This is a genomic window from Microbacterium horticulturae (assembly GCF_029094505.1).
Classification (GTDB): Bacteria; Actinomycetota; Actinomycetes; order Actinomycetales; family Microbacteriaceae; genus Microbacterium; species Microbacterium horticulturae.
This window is the reverse complement of the sequence record NZ_CP119108.1, coordinates 236,777-250,407: the sequence shown is the minus strand read 5'-3', so window position 1 is coordinate 250,407 and position 13,631 is coordinate 236,777. Positions and strand designations below refer to the sequence as shown.

Here is a 13,631-nt window from a genome sequence, read left to right as displayed (position 1 = left end):
GTCCCCACAACGACAGGCACCACAATAGACCCATGCGCCGACGGCCCGACAACACCCCCGTCCGTGTCCTGGCCGTCGACCACACGGCCGGACTCGCGGGCGGCGAAGTCGCGCTGGCCCGTCTGCTCGAAGAGATCGACCGCGACGAGTACGATCTCCGCGTGCTCGTGCTCGCCGACGGCCCGCTCGTCGAGCGGTTGGGCGCGGCATCCATCCCCACAGCCGTGCTCCCTGCTTCGCGCGCGCTCACCGAGGCGGGGCGTGACAAGGCGGCCTCTTCGCTCCTGCAGCTTGCCGGCAATGCAGGCCGCACGATGCTCCTGGTGCCACGGGTGGCACGGGCGATCCGTGGATCCGGCGCCGACCTCGTCGTGGCCAACACGCTCAAGGCCGCGGTCATCACGGCATTTGCGGCTCCCCTGGCCGGACGCCGCTGGGTGTGGCACCTGCACGACCGCATCGCGGCCGACTACCTGCCGGCGCCCCTGGTGAGTGCGCTGCGCATCCTCGCACGGATGGGGCCCCGGGTCGTCGTCGCGAACTCGGTGGCGACGCGGCGCACGCTGCCCGCCCTGCCCGACGACCGGGTGGTCGTCGCGTATCCGGCAGCACCGGCATCCACCCCCCTTCCTCCACGGCCGCCGAAGACACCGACGTTCGGTCTGCTCGGCAGGATCGCCCCGACGAAGGGGCAGCGCGAGTTCATCCAGGCGGCGGCGATCATCGCGGAGAACGCCCCCGAGGCCCGCTTCGTCGTGCTCGGCGACGCGATGTTCAACGACCACGCGTTCGCCGAAGAGGTGCGCGCGCTGCCGGCCGTACTCGGAGTCGCCGACGCGGTGACCTTCGCCGGATGGGTCGACGATCCGGCCGAGGCGCTGCAGACGCTGACCGCGCTCGTACACGCGTCGCCCGTACCCGAGCCGTTCGGCCAGGTCGTGGTGGAAGGCATGCTCGCCGGCATCCCCGTCATCGCCACCGCGGCGGGCGGCGTACCTGAGATCGTGGATCCCGACGGCGTGGCCGCTCCTGTCGCCGATGGCGTGACTCAGACGCCGTTCGGGCTGCTGGTGAGACCGGGGGATGCCGCGGCTCTCGCCCTCGCGATGCGCTACATCGCGGACCATCCCGGCGAAGCGGGCGATACAGCCGCACGCGCCCGGGCGATGTCACGGGAGCGATTCGACATCGCCAACACCGCCCGGACGGTACAGGACGCCTGGCGCCGAGCACTGCGCTGACAGCTGCTCACCGCTACTCGATGACGTCACACGCGCCATCCGGTCTTCCCCTTATCACGGGAGCGAGATAGAGTAAGCGCAAACCTTCAGAGACATCCAAACCGCACCACCGCTGGGGAGTGGCAGTGCGGGTCTGTGAAGGAAAGTGTGCGGCGCTTGCGTCGCTTCTGGGGAACACTGGGGAACGGCTATGTTGCATGCCTCTTTGGGAGAGGCTGTCGGCGCTGGGGCGCCGCAGTTCGGCACGATCACGTCATCTGTCTCACAGATGACAGCGGTCATCGACCGCGCCACGGCGCCGCCTATCGCTGCGCCGCACTTGAGCGTCGTCCTGCCGCGACACACAGTCACTCCACGCAGTGCACCTGCGCTCGAGCACCGGCAGAGCTGGTTGCGCCGTTACCGCGCGCGCGTGCTGCTCACCGACATCGCCATTGTGCTGATGGTGACGAGCATCGGCGCGCTGGTCCAGCTCGCCGGCGTCGCTGGCATCGATCCGCGTGACGCGTCGTGGCAGTACTTGCGGGTCCACGTCATCACGTGCGTCATCTGGTTGCTCATGCTCGTGCTCTTCCAGACCCGCGCAGAGCAGACGATCGGTCACGGCACGACCGAGTACCGGCGGGTCGTTCATGCGACCGGCATGGCATTTGGTGTGCTGGCGATCGGCTTCCTCCTCCTGCAATCGCAGGGGCTGCGCACGCAGCTGCTTGTGGGGCTGCCGGTGGGGATCCCCGCGTTGCTGGTCGGGCGCTGGGCGTGGCGGCATTGGCTGGTGCGCCAGCGGCAGCTAGGCGCCTTTCTTCCCCGTGCACTCGTCGTCGGACGTCGTCGCGACGTCGAGCACGTCACCGAATCGGTGCAGACGCACGATGTGGCGGGATATCACGTGGTCGGGGTGACTCTCGACGATGACGGCGCACGCACGGTCGTCGTCGGCGGCCGCGCCATCCCGGCCCTGGGCTCGTACAACACTGTCGCGCGCACCGCGCAACAGATCGGCGCCGACACCGTGATCGTCGCGAGCACACCCGATGACCCCGAGTACCTCAAGCAGCTCAGCTGGCAGCTTGAGGGCACCGCCGCAGAACTCGTGCTCTCCAGCCCCCTCACCGACATCGCCGGCCCGCGCATGTCACTCCACCAGCTCGAGGGCATGCCGCTGGTGCGGGTCACCATCCCCACCTTCGAGGGCACCCGATACCTCGTCAAACGCGCCACCGACATCATCTTGTCGTCGCTCGCGCTCCTCGTGATCGGCATCGCCACCCCGTTCATCGCACTCGCGATCAAGTTCGACAGCAGAGGTGCGGTGTTCTTCCGGCAGGAGCGGGTGGGCCGTGACGGCCAGACGTTTCGCATGGTCAAGTTCCGTTCGATGGCGGCCGACGCTGAAGAACGCAAGGCCGAGCTGCTCGAGCAGAACGACGGCGCCGGCCCTCTGTTCAAGATGAAGGCCGACCCGCGCATCACGCGGGTCGGGGGCATCCTCCGCCGCTTCTCCCTCGACGAGCTCCCCCAGTTCTGGAACGTCCTCAAGGGCGACATGAGCATCGTGGGGCCACGTCCGCCGCTGCCGTCAGAGGTGACGGCATACGACGGCAAGGTCTTCCGCCGGCTGTACATTCGCCCCGGCATCACCGGCCTCTGGCAGGTGAACGGTCGGAGCGATCTCTGCTGGGAGGAGAGTGTACGTCTCGACTTGCGTTACGTCGAGAACTGGTCGGTGACCGGCGACCTCCTGCTCATCTGTCGTACGGCGGCCGCAATGGTTCGCCCCAGCGGATCGTATTGATGCGATCGCGCGCGCAGATCTGGGCGCAACCCCCGAGCCGCGAGGGCATCCCCACCAATTCGCGTCTCGCAAGGGGATGAGGTCGTCGGTCACCCTGTCTTCGGGATGACCGGCCGGGCCTCACACGCCCATCCACTCCCTGACGCGCGTCCCGAAGGCGGCGCCGTCGAATTCCGCGGCGCGGGCGCGGCAGGCATCCGGCGCGCAGCGGGCCGCGGCATCCACCGCCTCGCGCAGCGCGTGTGCGTCGACGCCGTGCAGTAACGCGCCGGTGATACCGGCGACGACGGTTTCGGTCGCTCCGCCGACGGCATTGCCGACGACGGGCGTACCCGCCGCCATCGCCTCGACGGGCATGATGCCGAAGTCTTCCACCGGGGCGAAGACATACACAAGTGCGCGGCGGTAGAGCGCCCGCAGCATCGCATCCGACGGGCGGTCGATGAACGTCACGCGGCGGGCCTGCTTCTCAGCCAGGGCCGCGAGGCGTGCCCGGTCGGGACCGCTGCCAGCCAGCACAACGGGCAGGTCAGCGGCCGCACCAGCCGCGATTGCGACATCGAGCCGCTTGTACGGCACGAAACGCGAGGCGCCGAGCACGAAATCACGCGGCAGCGCCATGACAGCGGCGAGCTCGTCATCCGTGAGCTCGCCGTCGCTGCCGGGGTAGCTGCGCACGTCGACGGGCGGGTGGATGACCGTGCTCTCGCGCCCCCAGCAGCGCTCGACGCGTTCGGCGATATGGCGGCTGACAGCGGCGACCTTCACAGCTTCCTGAGCGCGCCGGCGGTCGATGCGCTGCAACGGAGCGGCCAGCGCGCGGGCGGCGGCGCTGCTTCCGCGCTCATCGATCTCAGGACTCCAGATGTACCGGGCAGGACTGTACGTATAGACGTACTTCGGCACGTCGCGCCCCCGCAGCCGCGCGTGATGGGCGAACAGGTGCGAGCCGCACAGCATCCAATCGGGATCGGCACTCACCGGCAGGTGCCGCCACCACGAGAGCAGAAACGGCATGCTGAGCGCCTTGTGCCGCCGCAGCGGGGTGCGAGCGAGCCAGGCCTGTTGCTCGCGCCCGGGCGCCCAGCGGTCGGGGCGGTCATCCCAGGGCACCACGAACGGCGCGTCGGCGAACTCTGCCGCCCAGGCGTCGACGACGCGTTCGGCCCCGCCCATGGCCTCGAGCCACTCATGGACGATGAGTCCGGTCATGCCACGCCCGGCGTGGCGATCTCGGCGGGAGCGTCGATCGTGACCGACAGGGTGGCGGGCGCGACAGCCTCGGCGCGTGCCAGTTCGAGATCGTGCGAGACCATGCGGCGTACGAGTCCCTTGAAGTCGACCTCCGGCCGCCAACCGAGCACTTCATGCGCCTTGCTCGCGTCACCGAACAGGTGCCCGACTTCGGCCGCGCGCTCGAATGTGCGGTCGTAGGCGACGTACGAGCGCCAGTCGTCGATACCGACCTCGGCGAATGCCTGCTCGACGAAGTCCTGCACCGAGTGGGTCATGCCGGTGGCGAGGACGAAGTCTTCGGGCTCGTCTCGTTGCATCATCAGGTGGATGCCGCGCACGTAGTCCCCGGCGTACCCCCAGTCGCGCCGCGGCCAGAGTGCGCCGAGGTGCAGGTCTTCTTGCAGCCCGAGACTGATGCGGGCAACCGCGCGGCTGATCTTGCGCGTGACGAATTCGGTGCCGCGGCGCTCGCCCTCGTGGTTGAAGAGGATGCCGCACACGACAAACATGCCGTAGCTTTCACGGTAGTTGCGGGCGATCCAGTGGCCATAGGCCTTCGCGGCACCATAGGGGCTGCGCGGGTGCAGCGGCGAGGATTCGTTGTAGCCGGTGCGGGGCATCTCACCGTCCACCCCTCCAAACATCTCCGAAGTGGATGCCTGATAGACGCGGGTGCGGTCTTCTCGGCCGGTGAGGCGCACGGCCTCGAGAACGTTCAAGACGCCCTTACCCGTGACATCCATCGTCACGGACGGGTGGGTGAACGAATAGCCGACGTGGCTGATCGCGGCGAAGTTGTAGAGCTCATCGGCGTCGGCGAGGTTGATGGCGCGTGCAACCGAACCGAGATCGAGGACGTCGCCCTCGATGATGTGCACGAACGGCAGGTCACGCTCGACCTCCGCCCGCCGCGGATTGTTCTGCCCGCGGATCATGCCCCAGACGGCATACCCCTCGGCATGCAAGTGCTGCGCGAGGTGGCCCGCGTCTTGACCGGTGATCCCGGTCAGCAACGCCGTACGTCTCCCCGCAGGTGGCATCATCTTCGTCACCGACATCACGCTGCCTTCTCCCCAGTGGCGAACGTGCCCACACTAGACCCTCGAAGCGCCTGGCCGCCAGGGACGTTTCAGCGGGGCGGAAACAAACCGACCAGAATCGCCGAGAGCGCCGAGTCGAGTTCGGCGCTCATCGCCCGCCACTCTTCGATGGGGCGACCGATCGGGTCGGCGACGTCATCGGCGACAGACGCACCGAGCAACTCGGCCCGCGACCGGTCGGCGGCGACAGCGTCGAGCCAGGGCCCGACAGCGGCGCGGCGCGGACGCCGGTGGTCGGCGAGCCAACGCGCGAACTGCTTCACGGTGAACAGCCGGGACCGCACCGATGCGTCTGCTGCCAGGAGTTCGCGTGCGTGCGCACGAGTGAGGGGCAGTAGCACATCGTAGACGGCGAGGTCGTCCCACGGCACGGTGCGGCTGAGGTGATGATCAAGGTCGATACCTCGCTCGTGGGCGTGCAGCCGTCCCACATCGGGCGTGGGGCGCCGCCAGGCATCGATGCCCGCCGACTCGAAGATGATCGGCAGATCACCTGCTTGCTGACGCCCTAGCGCTTCGGCGAACGGCGAACGGCACTCATTCGCCGTGCATACGAACAGCACCCGCGCGAATGACGTCATCGCTCGCTGTTCGCCTGGCTCTGCTCGTCGACGCGGGCTTCCGTCTCATCCGGAGTTTCGTTGTCGAATGCGTCGCCCGTACGCTCCTCACCGTCAACGATGTCGTCTGGCGCATCCGCGTGGTCGACGTCAGAGCTGTCGTCGGACACCCCGATGGGTTCCGGGGTGTTGCCCTGCTCGTCGGCGCTGTCGACCGTGTTGTCCGGTGCGACGGGCTCCTCGAGGCTTTCGCCGGTGCCATCGTCGTGCGCACGACTTTCGCCGCGCCCAGCGCCGCGTCGGCGCCTGCGTTCACCCACCGACCGCGCGTCGGCCGCCGCGTCTCGCACCTCGGCTGAGGTGGGATGCGCGTCGTCCTGCGTCTCGTCGCGGTGCGACTCGGCGACCAGCGCGGCGGCGATCGCAGCACCGTGCCGCTGCTTGTCGGCCGTCTGACGCAGGTAGTACGACCCGTACGACTTCGGCAGTTTGCGCCGCGAGCGGTTGACCACGAGGCCGAGAAGATTCAACCCATTCGCACGCAACGCGTCGACCGTGTCAACGACGAGTTCTTTCCGCGTGCGGCCGACCGACGCAAGCACGATCACTCCGTCCGCGTAGGCGGCCAGTTCCGAGGCGTCGGCCAGCGCAAGGGCCGGTGGGGTGTCGATGACGACGAGGTCAGCGTTCTTCGCCAGCACCCGGATGACGCGCTCCAGGGGCGCGCTGGCCAGTAGATCGGCGGGCTCGCCGTAGTGGCGCGGGTCACCGGCCGGCAGAACCCGCAGCCCCCGGTACGGGGTGCTCCGCAGGGCCCCGGTGATCTGCGCGTTGCTGAGGGCCTTCTTTGCATCGGCGGCGTCGGCAAGGAGTGTGCCGAGGCCGGGCTCTTCGCCGGCCGACTCGAAGTAGTGGGGCAGCTCGGCGCGACGCAGGTCGCCGCCGACGAGAATCACCTTGCGCCCCGACCGTGCCCACGAGAGCGCGAGGTTCGCCGAAACGAATGTCTTGCCATCCCCGGGCTCGACACTCGTGATCGCCACAACACCCCGGCCCTCGGGCAGCAGCACCTGCACACTCGTCCGCAGCGAGCGCATGCCTTCACTCAAGGCCGTGCGATGCACCGACGCGGTGGGCAGCCTCTCGCGCTTGCGCGCGACGGCACGGTCGTTGGCCAGCGTTCCGAGCACCGGTGTGTCGGTGAGCTCTTCGAGTCCGTCATCGTCGCGCAGTCGGTCGTCGAAGTGGTCACGCACCAATGCGACTCCCGCGCCGGCCAGAAGGCCACACACCAGCGCAAGGGCGACCACGACCGGCAGCTTCGGGTTCGTGGACGACCCGATTGTCGCGGGCGACGTCACCGTGACCGACTGCCCCGCAACCTCGAGCGCACTGACCTGCGTGCTGAGCGTACTCAGTGTGGTGGTCGCCGTCGCCAGGTTGGTCTGAGCGACAGGATCGTCGGGGTTCTTGGTCAGGGCCTTACGGTATTTGGTCGCCTCATCACCGACTTGCGTGTACCGCGTCTTCAGCTGGTCGAGCGTGGTCGAGACCATCGTGTCGAGGTAAGTGTTCAGACTCTTGACCACCGCATTGGCCCGCACCTGTGCGAGTGCGGAATCGGGCGCCGCGACCGTCAGATCTATCAACGTACTTGTCGTCGTCACGTTTGTCGTAGCCGGGGCGTATGTAACGGTGCCGTACAACGAGCCCTTGGGTTCGCCGAGGAGTTCAGCGGCGGGGTCGAGCACATCGGGTGAAGTGATGATGGTCGGGTCGGCGCTGACCGCGATACCACCGAGCTGCCCACTCGTTGCGGCGCTCGTGATCGTCGGGCTGAATCGCACGGTCACATTGGACTCGTAGTTCGGCGTGACGCGGTACAGGTAGCCCGCGGCCACCACGGCTGCCAGAAGCGTCACCGCAACGATGATCCACTTGCGTCGCCACAGGGCGACGAGTATCTGCCGGATGCTCACATGGTCCCTGTCGACGCTCGTTGGTGCTCGCTACAGAATAGCGTCAAGCACGCGCAGTCACCTGGGGATGGACCCCGAAGCGCCGCGGTCGCGGACCATCCGCAGCACCTCGGCGTAGGCATCGACTCGATCTGCCCAATCGGGCACATCGTCAACCGTCATGGTCGCCGCGCGCGCCGCCACGCCAGTCACCACGTTCTCGCTGAAAGTGTCTCGATCGCAGATCGTGAGGCCTGCCGCATCCTTCCGCTCCCGGAAACCCGCAACGGGAGTCGACACGATCGGCCGGCCCACCGCGCGATACTCGTACAGCTTGAGCGGATCGAGGCTGTTGGTGAACTCGTCGACCACGTGCGGAACGATGAGCACGTCGGCATGCTGCAGATAGGCGGGGATCTCCGCGTATGGCCGCGGCCCCAGCACAGCGACGCCGGGCGTCTCGTGAAGCCTCGACGTGTTCTCGGCCGACAGCGCGTTCGGGCCCACCAGCACGCAGGTCGCTCCAACCGTTGCGAGCCGCTGGCCTGTCTCGATGACGAGCTCGACGTCGAGACGGTCCTCGTGCAGGGTGCCGACGTACACCGCCGTGCCGCCCGGCGCGAGATCGGCCGGGCGCGTGGCCGGCCGACGGTACCGCGCAACGTCAACGGCATTCGGAATGAGGCGAATGTCGGGACGGATGCCGCGGCGCGACGCTTCGAGTCCGCTCGAGCAGGCAACGACCGCCGCGCATCGGCTCATAAGGATGCGTTCGTTCGCGACAAGGCGGTCATGCTCCCGCGCCGGGCGGTCCGCCTCGAGCCAGTCGTCCGTCATGTCGTACAGGGCGGGTGTCTCGCTGCGGGCGACGAGCATCGCCCAGCTCGGGTCGTTGACCCACAGGGCGTTGGGGGTGACGTTCGCCTTGCGCAGCGCGCGCCGCAACGTGGAGCGCAACAGAGTGTCGGCCAGCGGCCCGGCCGTACGGGGCAGCCACTTCGTCGGCTGGAAGGCGATCAGGCGCCCGTCGTAGCCGCCCACGGTGCGCACGCCGCTGCCACGGCGGGCGCCACGGCCCGAGCGCAGTTCGTAGAGCACGTCGCGGGGCGGTTCGACGAACAGCACCCGCAAGTCGGCGTCGCGTCGCAGCATCCCGTCGATCAGGTACTGATTGCGGCGCCAGACCGCATCCCACGGCTCGAGCGAGAAGATGACGAGGTCGGTCATCGAGCGAGCACCCTTCGGTAGACGTCCATGGTCTGGCACGCCCATCGTTCCACGCTGAACTCGCGCTGCTGCAGCGCGCGCAGTTCTTCGCCATACGCACGACGGGCTGACTCGTCGTCGATCAGCGCGGTCAGGCCATCGGCGGCGCCCTGCACATCGCCGGGCGCGAAGAGTGCAGCATGCTCGGCGGCTCCGACCGTCTCGAGGTGTCCTCCCCCGCCGGCGGCGATCACGGGCAGGCCGTGCGCCATCGCCTCGACCACAGACAAACCGTACGGTTCAAGCGGCGCGCTGGCCAAGAACACTCCGGCCGCATCCATGAGTTCGGAAACGTCAGAGCGATAGCCGAGAAACTCGACACTGCCGCGAACACCGAGATCGCTCGCGAGACGTTCAAGGTCTCCACGGAGTGCCCCCTGCCCGGCGACGCGCAAGGTCCACCCCCGCATCGGGCCCGCACTCGCTGCCCACGCGCGCAGTGCCAGCGCGGTGTTCTTCTCAGATTCGAGCCGCTGCGCGACCAAGACGAACGATTCACGATCGGTATCTGCAGCCTCGGCGGGGGGAACCCCGGTGAGGATCACGTCGCTGGGTACTCTAACCTCGCCCGCCACGAAGCCCGAGATGGCGATGTCTGCGGCGAACCGGCGCCTTGCTGCCCGGAAAGCCGTGCGCACCGCGGGAGACCCTCCTCGGGGAGCGGCGAAGTGCCGCGTGCTCACCAATCGCGTCGCGCCCCGGCGCGCATAAAGCAGACCGACGAGGTCGCCCTCGCTCATGTGCGTATTGACGATGTCGGGTGCGTGAAGGCTGCGCAATGCTCGCAGCGCCGACCGAACCGACGGCGCCGGGATGAAGCGTGCGCGCGTTCCCAGTGCCCCGCGCATCGGCTCTTCCGCGCCCCCGATCACGGTCACGTCGGCACCGAGATCGACCAGGGCGGGCGCGAGTACGCTGACGTAACGCTCCACGCCTGCGAACGCGTCGGAACACATCACCTGAACGATATGGATGGCTTTCTCCCTCTCACACAGATCGTGGAGGCACAGGACGGGGCAGGATGCGCCGTTGGCGATGTCGCGAGTCTCTCCCCGGAAGAACAATCTCCGTGCCCTGTGCGCGGTCACGTTCGAGGACGCCGTAGCAGATGCCTGCGATGATCCACAGCAGCGACGCCTGCCCCGCGACCCAGTACAGATCGAACTGTGCCTGCACGAAACGCGTGGCGATGATCGCCGTGCCGACAGTTCCATAGACGGGATTGATGCGCCATGTCGCCCATATCGCAACCGCGAACATCACGAGGAACCCGCCGAGCCCGACGACACCGAAGGTACTCAGCACCTCCAGTTCTGCGTTCGGCGGCTGGAAGGCCTCGCCGAACTGGCCCGTGTACCACCAGCGTTGGCCGACGCCGAAGACGGAAGACGTCAGCCAAATCCTGATGGTCTCGGCGTACCAGCTGAGCCGCTGATAACTGGAGTTGAATTGATTGCCCGAATCGAGCTGGTCATTGACCATCGTGAGAACGATGAAGAGCACCGGCACGGCGGCAAACCAGACGATCTTCGGAAAACGTCCGGTCTCTGGCCGGCGACGCAAGCTTACGATGAAGACTCCCGCAATCGCGCCCACCATCGCCTGGCGTGACTGTGCTGCGGAGATCCCCGCGCCGCACAGCAGAATCGTGCCCCACGTCATCCACGATGGCAGCCGTAACCACGTCGGTCTCGCGTATACCATCACGATGGCAAACCCGAGCATGCCGCCGATGGTGTTCTTGTTGAGGTCAGGTAAACCGACCGGCTGCAGCGCCCCTTGTGCAATGTATATCAGGCCGACCGCCGAGGCCCAGGCAGCGATCACGAGGCACGCAAGAAGGTAGAGGCGGGCTGCGAGGCTCGCACGCCCGGTGCGCCCGACGGCAAAGCCTACGATCATGCTGCCGAGCACGAGTGCGACCTCGTGGAACCACTCGATGATGTTGGATGAGAACGGATTCAAAACCACCGACGGCAGGCTGCAGGCGAGGTAGAAGGTGCCTGCCCACAGCAAGCTCTGCATGGACCTCAATCCTTGCGGTCGGACCAAAATGAGCACGACCGCAGCGGCGAGAGCCAAGACCAGGTCGGCAACACTCAACAGGCCGCCCACACGCGACTGCAAGACCGTCGCTGGCAAGGCGACGACGGCGACGAGCGGAGGATCCACCAACGCCAACGCCGCACAGACAACGGCGAGCGCGATGAGGAAGGCGACGTCACCCAGCGTCGCACTCAATATCCCCATGACAGCACCGGTGACAGTGAGCACCAAAATGACGGTGCCGCATTCCACCGGAAGCCGCCGCCGGCCCCACGGCGTTCCCCACACACTCATCAGCTTAGGAGAAGCCCAAGGGAGCCGCCACCGACCGCGACCGCTCAGCCCACTGCAAGCTGGGCCATGGCCGCAGCAGCTTTTGACCATGAAAACTGCTCGGCTCTGCGCAAGGCAGAGTGCTTTGCAGCCTCCAATCCATCTGGTGTTGACGCGAGTGCGACTAAATGCTCAGCAATCACGGCGGGGTCACCAGCTGGTGCAATCAGACCAGCATCCCCGACAGCTTCGAGCATCCCTGGCGAATCCGACGTGATGACCGCTGCGCCGCTCGCCATCGCTTCGAGAGCCGAGAGCGGCAGGCCTTCCGCCCATTGCGACGGCAGGCAAGCCACGTCGGCACGGCGCAGGTGCGCCGCAAGGTCTGTCTTTGGCATAAAGGGTAAGAACTCCACCCGCGTCTTGAGACGTCCTGCCACAGAGTGCAGGTCTTGTTCGAACGAGGTGACCTCACCTACGCGATGGCCGTATGAATCAGAGCCGATCACCTGAACATGCATCGGTCGGTCAATGCGGCGCTCCGCAAGCTTCACCGCTTCCAGAACGAGGTGCACACCCTTCGCGGCCGTGGGGCGCCCTGCAAATACGATCCGAAATTCCTCCTCAGGCTCCCTAGAAGCCGGGCTGAACTCCGCTCCAACCCCGTTGTGTATGGTCAGCAGTCTCGTAACCGATTGCGAGCCGAGGCGCTCTTCAACGTCCTCCCTCAAGTGGTCCGCACAGAAGATGACCGCGTCAGCGTGCGACAGAAGACGGCGCAACTCGCGTCGACTATATGAACGTGACAGCGGATTGTGCACATACAGCACGACCTTGCACCGGCGCCGTACTTGCGACCAGCGAGGTAGTGTCGCTGACGCATAGTGACCTTCATACAACAACACCATGTCAGCAGAAAGATCGAACGCGGCGGTGGTTGCAGGGTCGTAGAGTCGTCCATAGTTCGGTCGCAATAGACCTATCCGCCCGGCGACAACGTCTCTCGCCAGCTCGCATCGCGAGAACCACTCACGAGGACAATTCGTGGTGTAGTCGACATAGACCGCCTCCGCCCTCTCCACCGAGACATCCCGGTTGTGGCTGAGTATGGCGGAACTCTCAATACCGACCCCAGCCCCCGCGTCAATAAGACTCTGAGCGACGGCCATCAACGTCGACCCTTGTGTCGAGAGCGCCATAGGCACGTGCGTTATTGTTATCAATGCGCTTCCACCTGAGTCTCCGTGACTTCGGTCCAGACGGTATGGCGACACCACCACTGAGGTGAGACACGCGGACAAATCATTTATAGCCCCAGCTCCTCAATAACGACGCAAACCTATAGTCAATGATGTGCTCGCTGACCACCCTCCTCGCAGCATTCTTCGACAATCGAATAGCCAATTCAGGTTCTCGATGGAGTTTGCTCACCCAGTCCGGTATTTCATCCGCTTCACGCCAGGTGATCATTTCGACACCTGGCTCAAAGAAGTCAGCGGATTTTGGGTTGTCATCCACGAGTACCCCGCCGGCCGCGGCGATCTCAAACACTCTCGGGCTCACACCAGCCACGCAGGTGCGGTGGCCGTTGACACAAATCCGTCCCCCAGACGACAGAGCCAACGACTCTGAAAGCGTCACATCATCGAACAATCGAACGCACGGTGACGCGTCCATGTACTCGCCCCACGTGTGCCCCACAAGGTCAACACAAAACCCCGCGTTGACGAGCGCCTCCGCTGCCATACGCCGGCTGGGATATGGTGCCCCAAGCAGCAGCGGACCGGAAGATGCAGCCCTCGAAACGAAGCCAATCGGAGCGTACCCTTGAGGAACGTATGACACGTCGCACCCCCACCCGGACGCCAACTGAGAGGCCTGGTGAGCGCTGAACGACGCGTGGTAACCGAAAGCGCGATAGTCTAATCTGCTGACCGGCAAGGTCTCCACCTCGTCGAGGAGCCACACTCCCGTTGCAGCGCCTTGACCGTGAATAATGTCCAAGGTTGCATCGGTTGCGATACTCGCGGAATTTACAAACAGAACGAAGTCTGTCTTCGGCGCAGCACGACGAAACCACCTCGCGAAGCGGTTCTGGCCAAGTTTCAGCGGGTCGCGCTCGATGCCGAGCAATCCAGGGAGTCGAACACCCATGG

Annotated in this window: 11 protein-coding genes; 2 read left to right on the top strand and 9 right to left on the bottom strand. The window is 66.2% G+C overall.

Annotated features, from left to right (window positions below; genetic code table 11):
• The first annotated feature begins 32 nt into the window (after window positions 1-32).
• Window positions 33-1,241, top strand: coding sequence for a glycosyltransferase (locus PU630_RS01150; protein ID WP_275278524.1), 1,209 nt, complete (start codon window positions 33-35; stop codon window positions 1,239-1,241).
• Between the two features lie 268 nt (window positions 1,242-1,509).
• Window positions 1,510-3,036: a sugar transferase gene (locus PU630_RS01145; RefSeq protein ID WP_275278523.1), complete on the top strand. Its 1,527-nt coding sequence runs from the start codon at window positions 1,510-1,512 to the stop codon at window positions 3,034-3,036.
• A gap of 120 nt (window positions 3,037-3,156) precedes the next feature.
• Here PU630_RS01145 and PU630_RS01140 read toward each other — a convergent pair whose 3' ends face one another.
• From PU630_RS01140 to PU630_RS01100, 9 genes are all read right to left on the bottom strand, one after another.
• Entirely contained in the window at window positions 3,157-4,248 is a 1,092-nt protein-coding gene (locus PU630_RS01140; RefSeq protein WP_275278522.1) for a glycosyltransferase, read from the bottom strand.
• Entirely contained in the window at window positions 4,245-5,330 is a 1,086-nt protein-coding gene (locus PU630_RS01135; protein ID WP_275278521.1) for a GDP-mannose 4,6-dehydratase, read from the bottom strand. The genes PU630_RS01140 and PU630_RS01135 overlap by 4 nt, the downstream gene beginning before the upstream one ends.
• 71 nt (window positions 5,331-5,401) lie before the next feature.
• Window positions 5,402-5,953, bottom strand: a complete 552-nt coding sequence (locus PU630_RS01130; RefSeq protein ID WP_275278520.1) for an arsenate reductase/protein-tyrosine-phosphatase family protein — start codon at window positions 5,951-5,953, stop codon at window positions 5,402-5,404.
• Complete coding sequence (locus PU630_RS01125) at window positions 5,950-7,911, bottom strand: tyrosine-protein kinase domain-containing protein (protein WP_275278519.1); 1,962 nt, start codon at window positions 7,909-7,911, stop codon at window positions 5,950-5,952. The genes PU630_RS01130 and PU630_RS01125 overlap by 4 nt, the downstream gene beginning before the upstream one ends.
• Window positions 7,912-7,968: 57 nt before the next feature.
• Window positions 7,969-9,117, bottom strand: a complete 1,149-nt coding sequence (locus PU630_RS01120) for a glycosyltransferase (protein ID WP_275278518.1) — start codon at window positions 9,115-9,117, stop codon at window positions 7,969-7,971.
• Window positions 9,114-10,112 carry a glycosyltransferase family 4 protein gene (locus PU630_RS01115; protein ID WP_275278517.1) on the bottom strand — a complete coding sequence of 333 codons (999 nt, stop codon included), beginning with the start codon at window positions 10,110-10,112 and terminating at the stop codon, window positions 9,114-9,116. The genes PU630_RS01120 and PU630_RS01115 overlap by 4 nt, the downstream gene beginning before the upstream one ends.
• A 31-nt stretch (window positions 10,113-10,143) precedes the next feature.
• On the bottom strand, window positions 10,144-11,496 hold the full coding sequence (locus PU630_RS01110) for a hypothetical protein (protein ID WP_275278516.1): 1,353 nt from the start codon (window positions 11,494-11,496) through the stop codon (window positions 10,144-10,146).
• Window positions 11,497-11,540: 44 nt separating this feature from the next.
• Entirely contained in the window at window positions 11,541-12,644 is a 1,104-nt protein-coding gene (locus tag PU630_RS01105; protein WP_275278515.1) for a glycosyltransferase family 4 protein, read from the bottom strand.
• 133 nt (window positions 12,645-12,777) lie between these two features.
• A complete protein-coding gene (locus tag PU630_RS01100) occupies window positions 12,778-13,608 on the bottom strand; it encodes a glycosyltransferase family protein (protein WP_275278514.1) in 831 nt (276 codons plus the stop codon).
• Window positions 13,609-13,631 lie beyond the last annotated feature (23 nt).

Bases quoted from the DNA above. Each gene is read 5' to 3' on its own strand.
- PU630_RS01150 (WP_275278524.1), top strand. From the start codon at position 33: ATGCGCCGACGGCCCGACAACACCCCCGTCCGTGTCCTGGCCGTCGAC.
- PU630_RS01145 (WP_275278523.1), top strand. From the start codon at position 1,510: ATGACAGCGGTCATCGACCGCGCCACGGCGCCGCCTATCGCTGCGCCG.
- PU630_RS01140 (WP_275278522.1), bottom strand. From the start codon at position 4,248: ATGACCGGACTCATCGTCCATGAGTGGCTCGAGGCCATGGGCGGGGCC.
- PU630_RS01135 (WP_275278521.1), bottom strand. From the start codon at position 5,330: ATGTCGGTGACGAAGATGATGCCACCTGCGGGGAGACGTACGGCGTTG.
- PU630_RS01130 (WP_275278520.1), bottom strand. From the start codon at position 5,953: ATGACGTCATTCGCGCGGGTGCTGTTCGTATGCACGGCGAATGAGTGC.
- PU630_RS01120 (WP_275278518.1), bottom strand. From the start codon at position 9,117: ATGACCGACCTCGTCATCTTCTCGCTCGAGCCGTGGGATGCGGTCTGG.
- PU630_RS01115 (WP_275278517.1), bottom strand. From the start codon at position 10,112: ATGTGTTCCGACGCGTTCGCAGGCGTGGAGCGTTACGTCAGCGTACTC.
- PU630_RS01110 (WP_275278516.1), bottom strand. From the start codon at position 11,496: ATGAGTGTGTGGGGAACGCCGTGGGGCCGGCGGCGGCTTCCGGTGGAA.
- PU630_RS01105 (WP_275278515.1), bottom strand. From the start codon at position 12,644: ATGGCCGTCGCTCAGAGTCTTATTGACGCGGGGGCTGGGGTCGGTATT.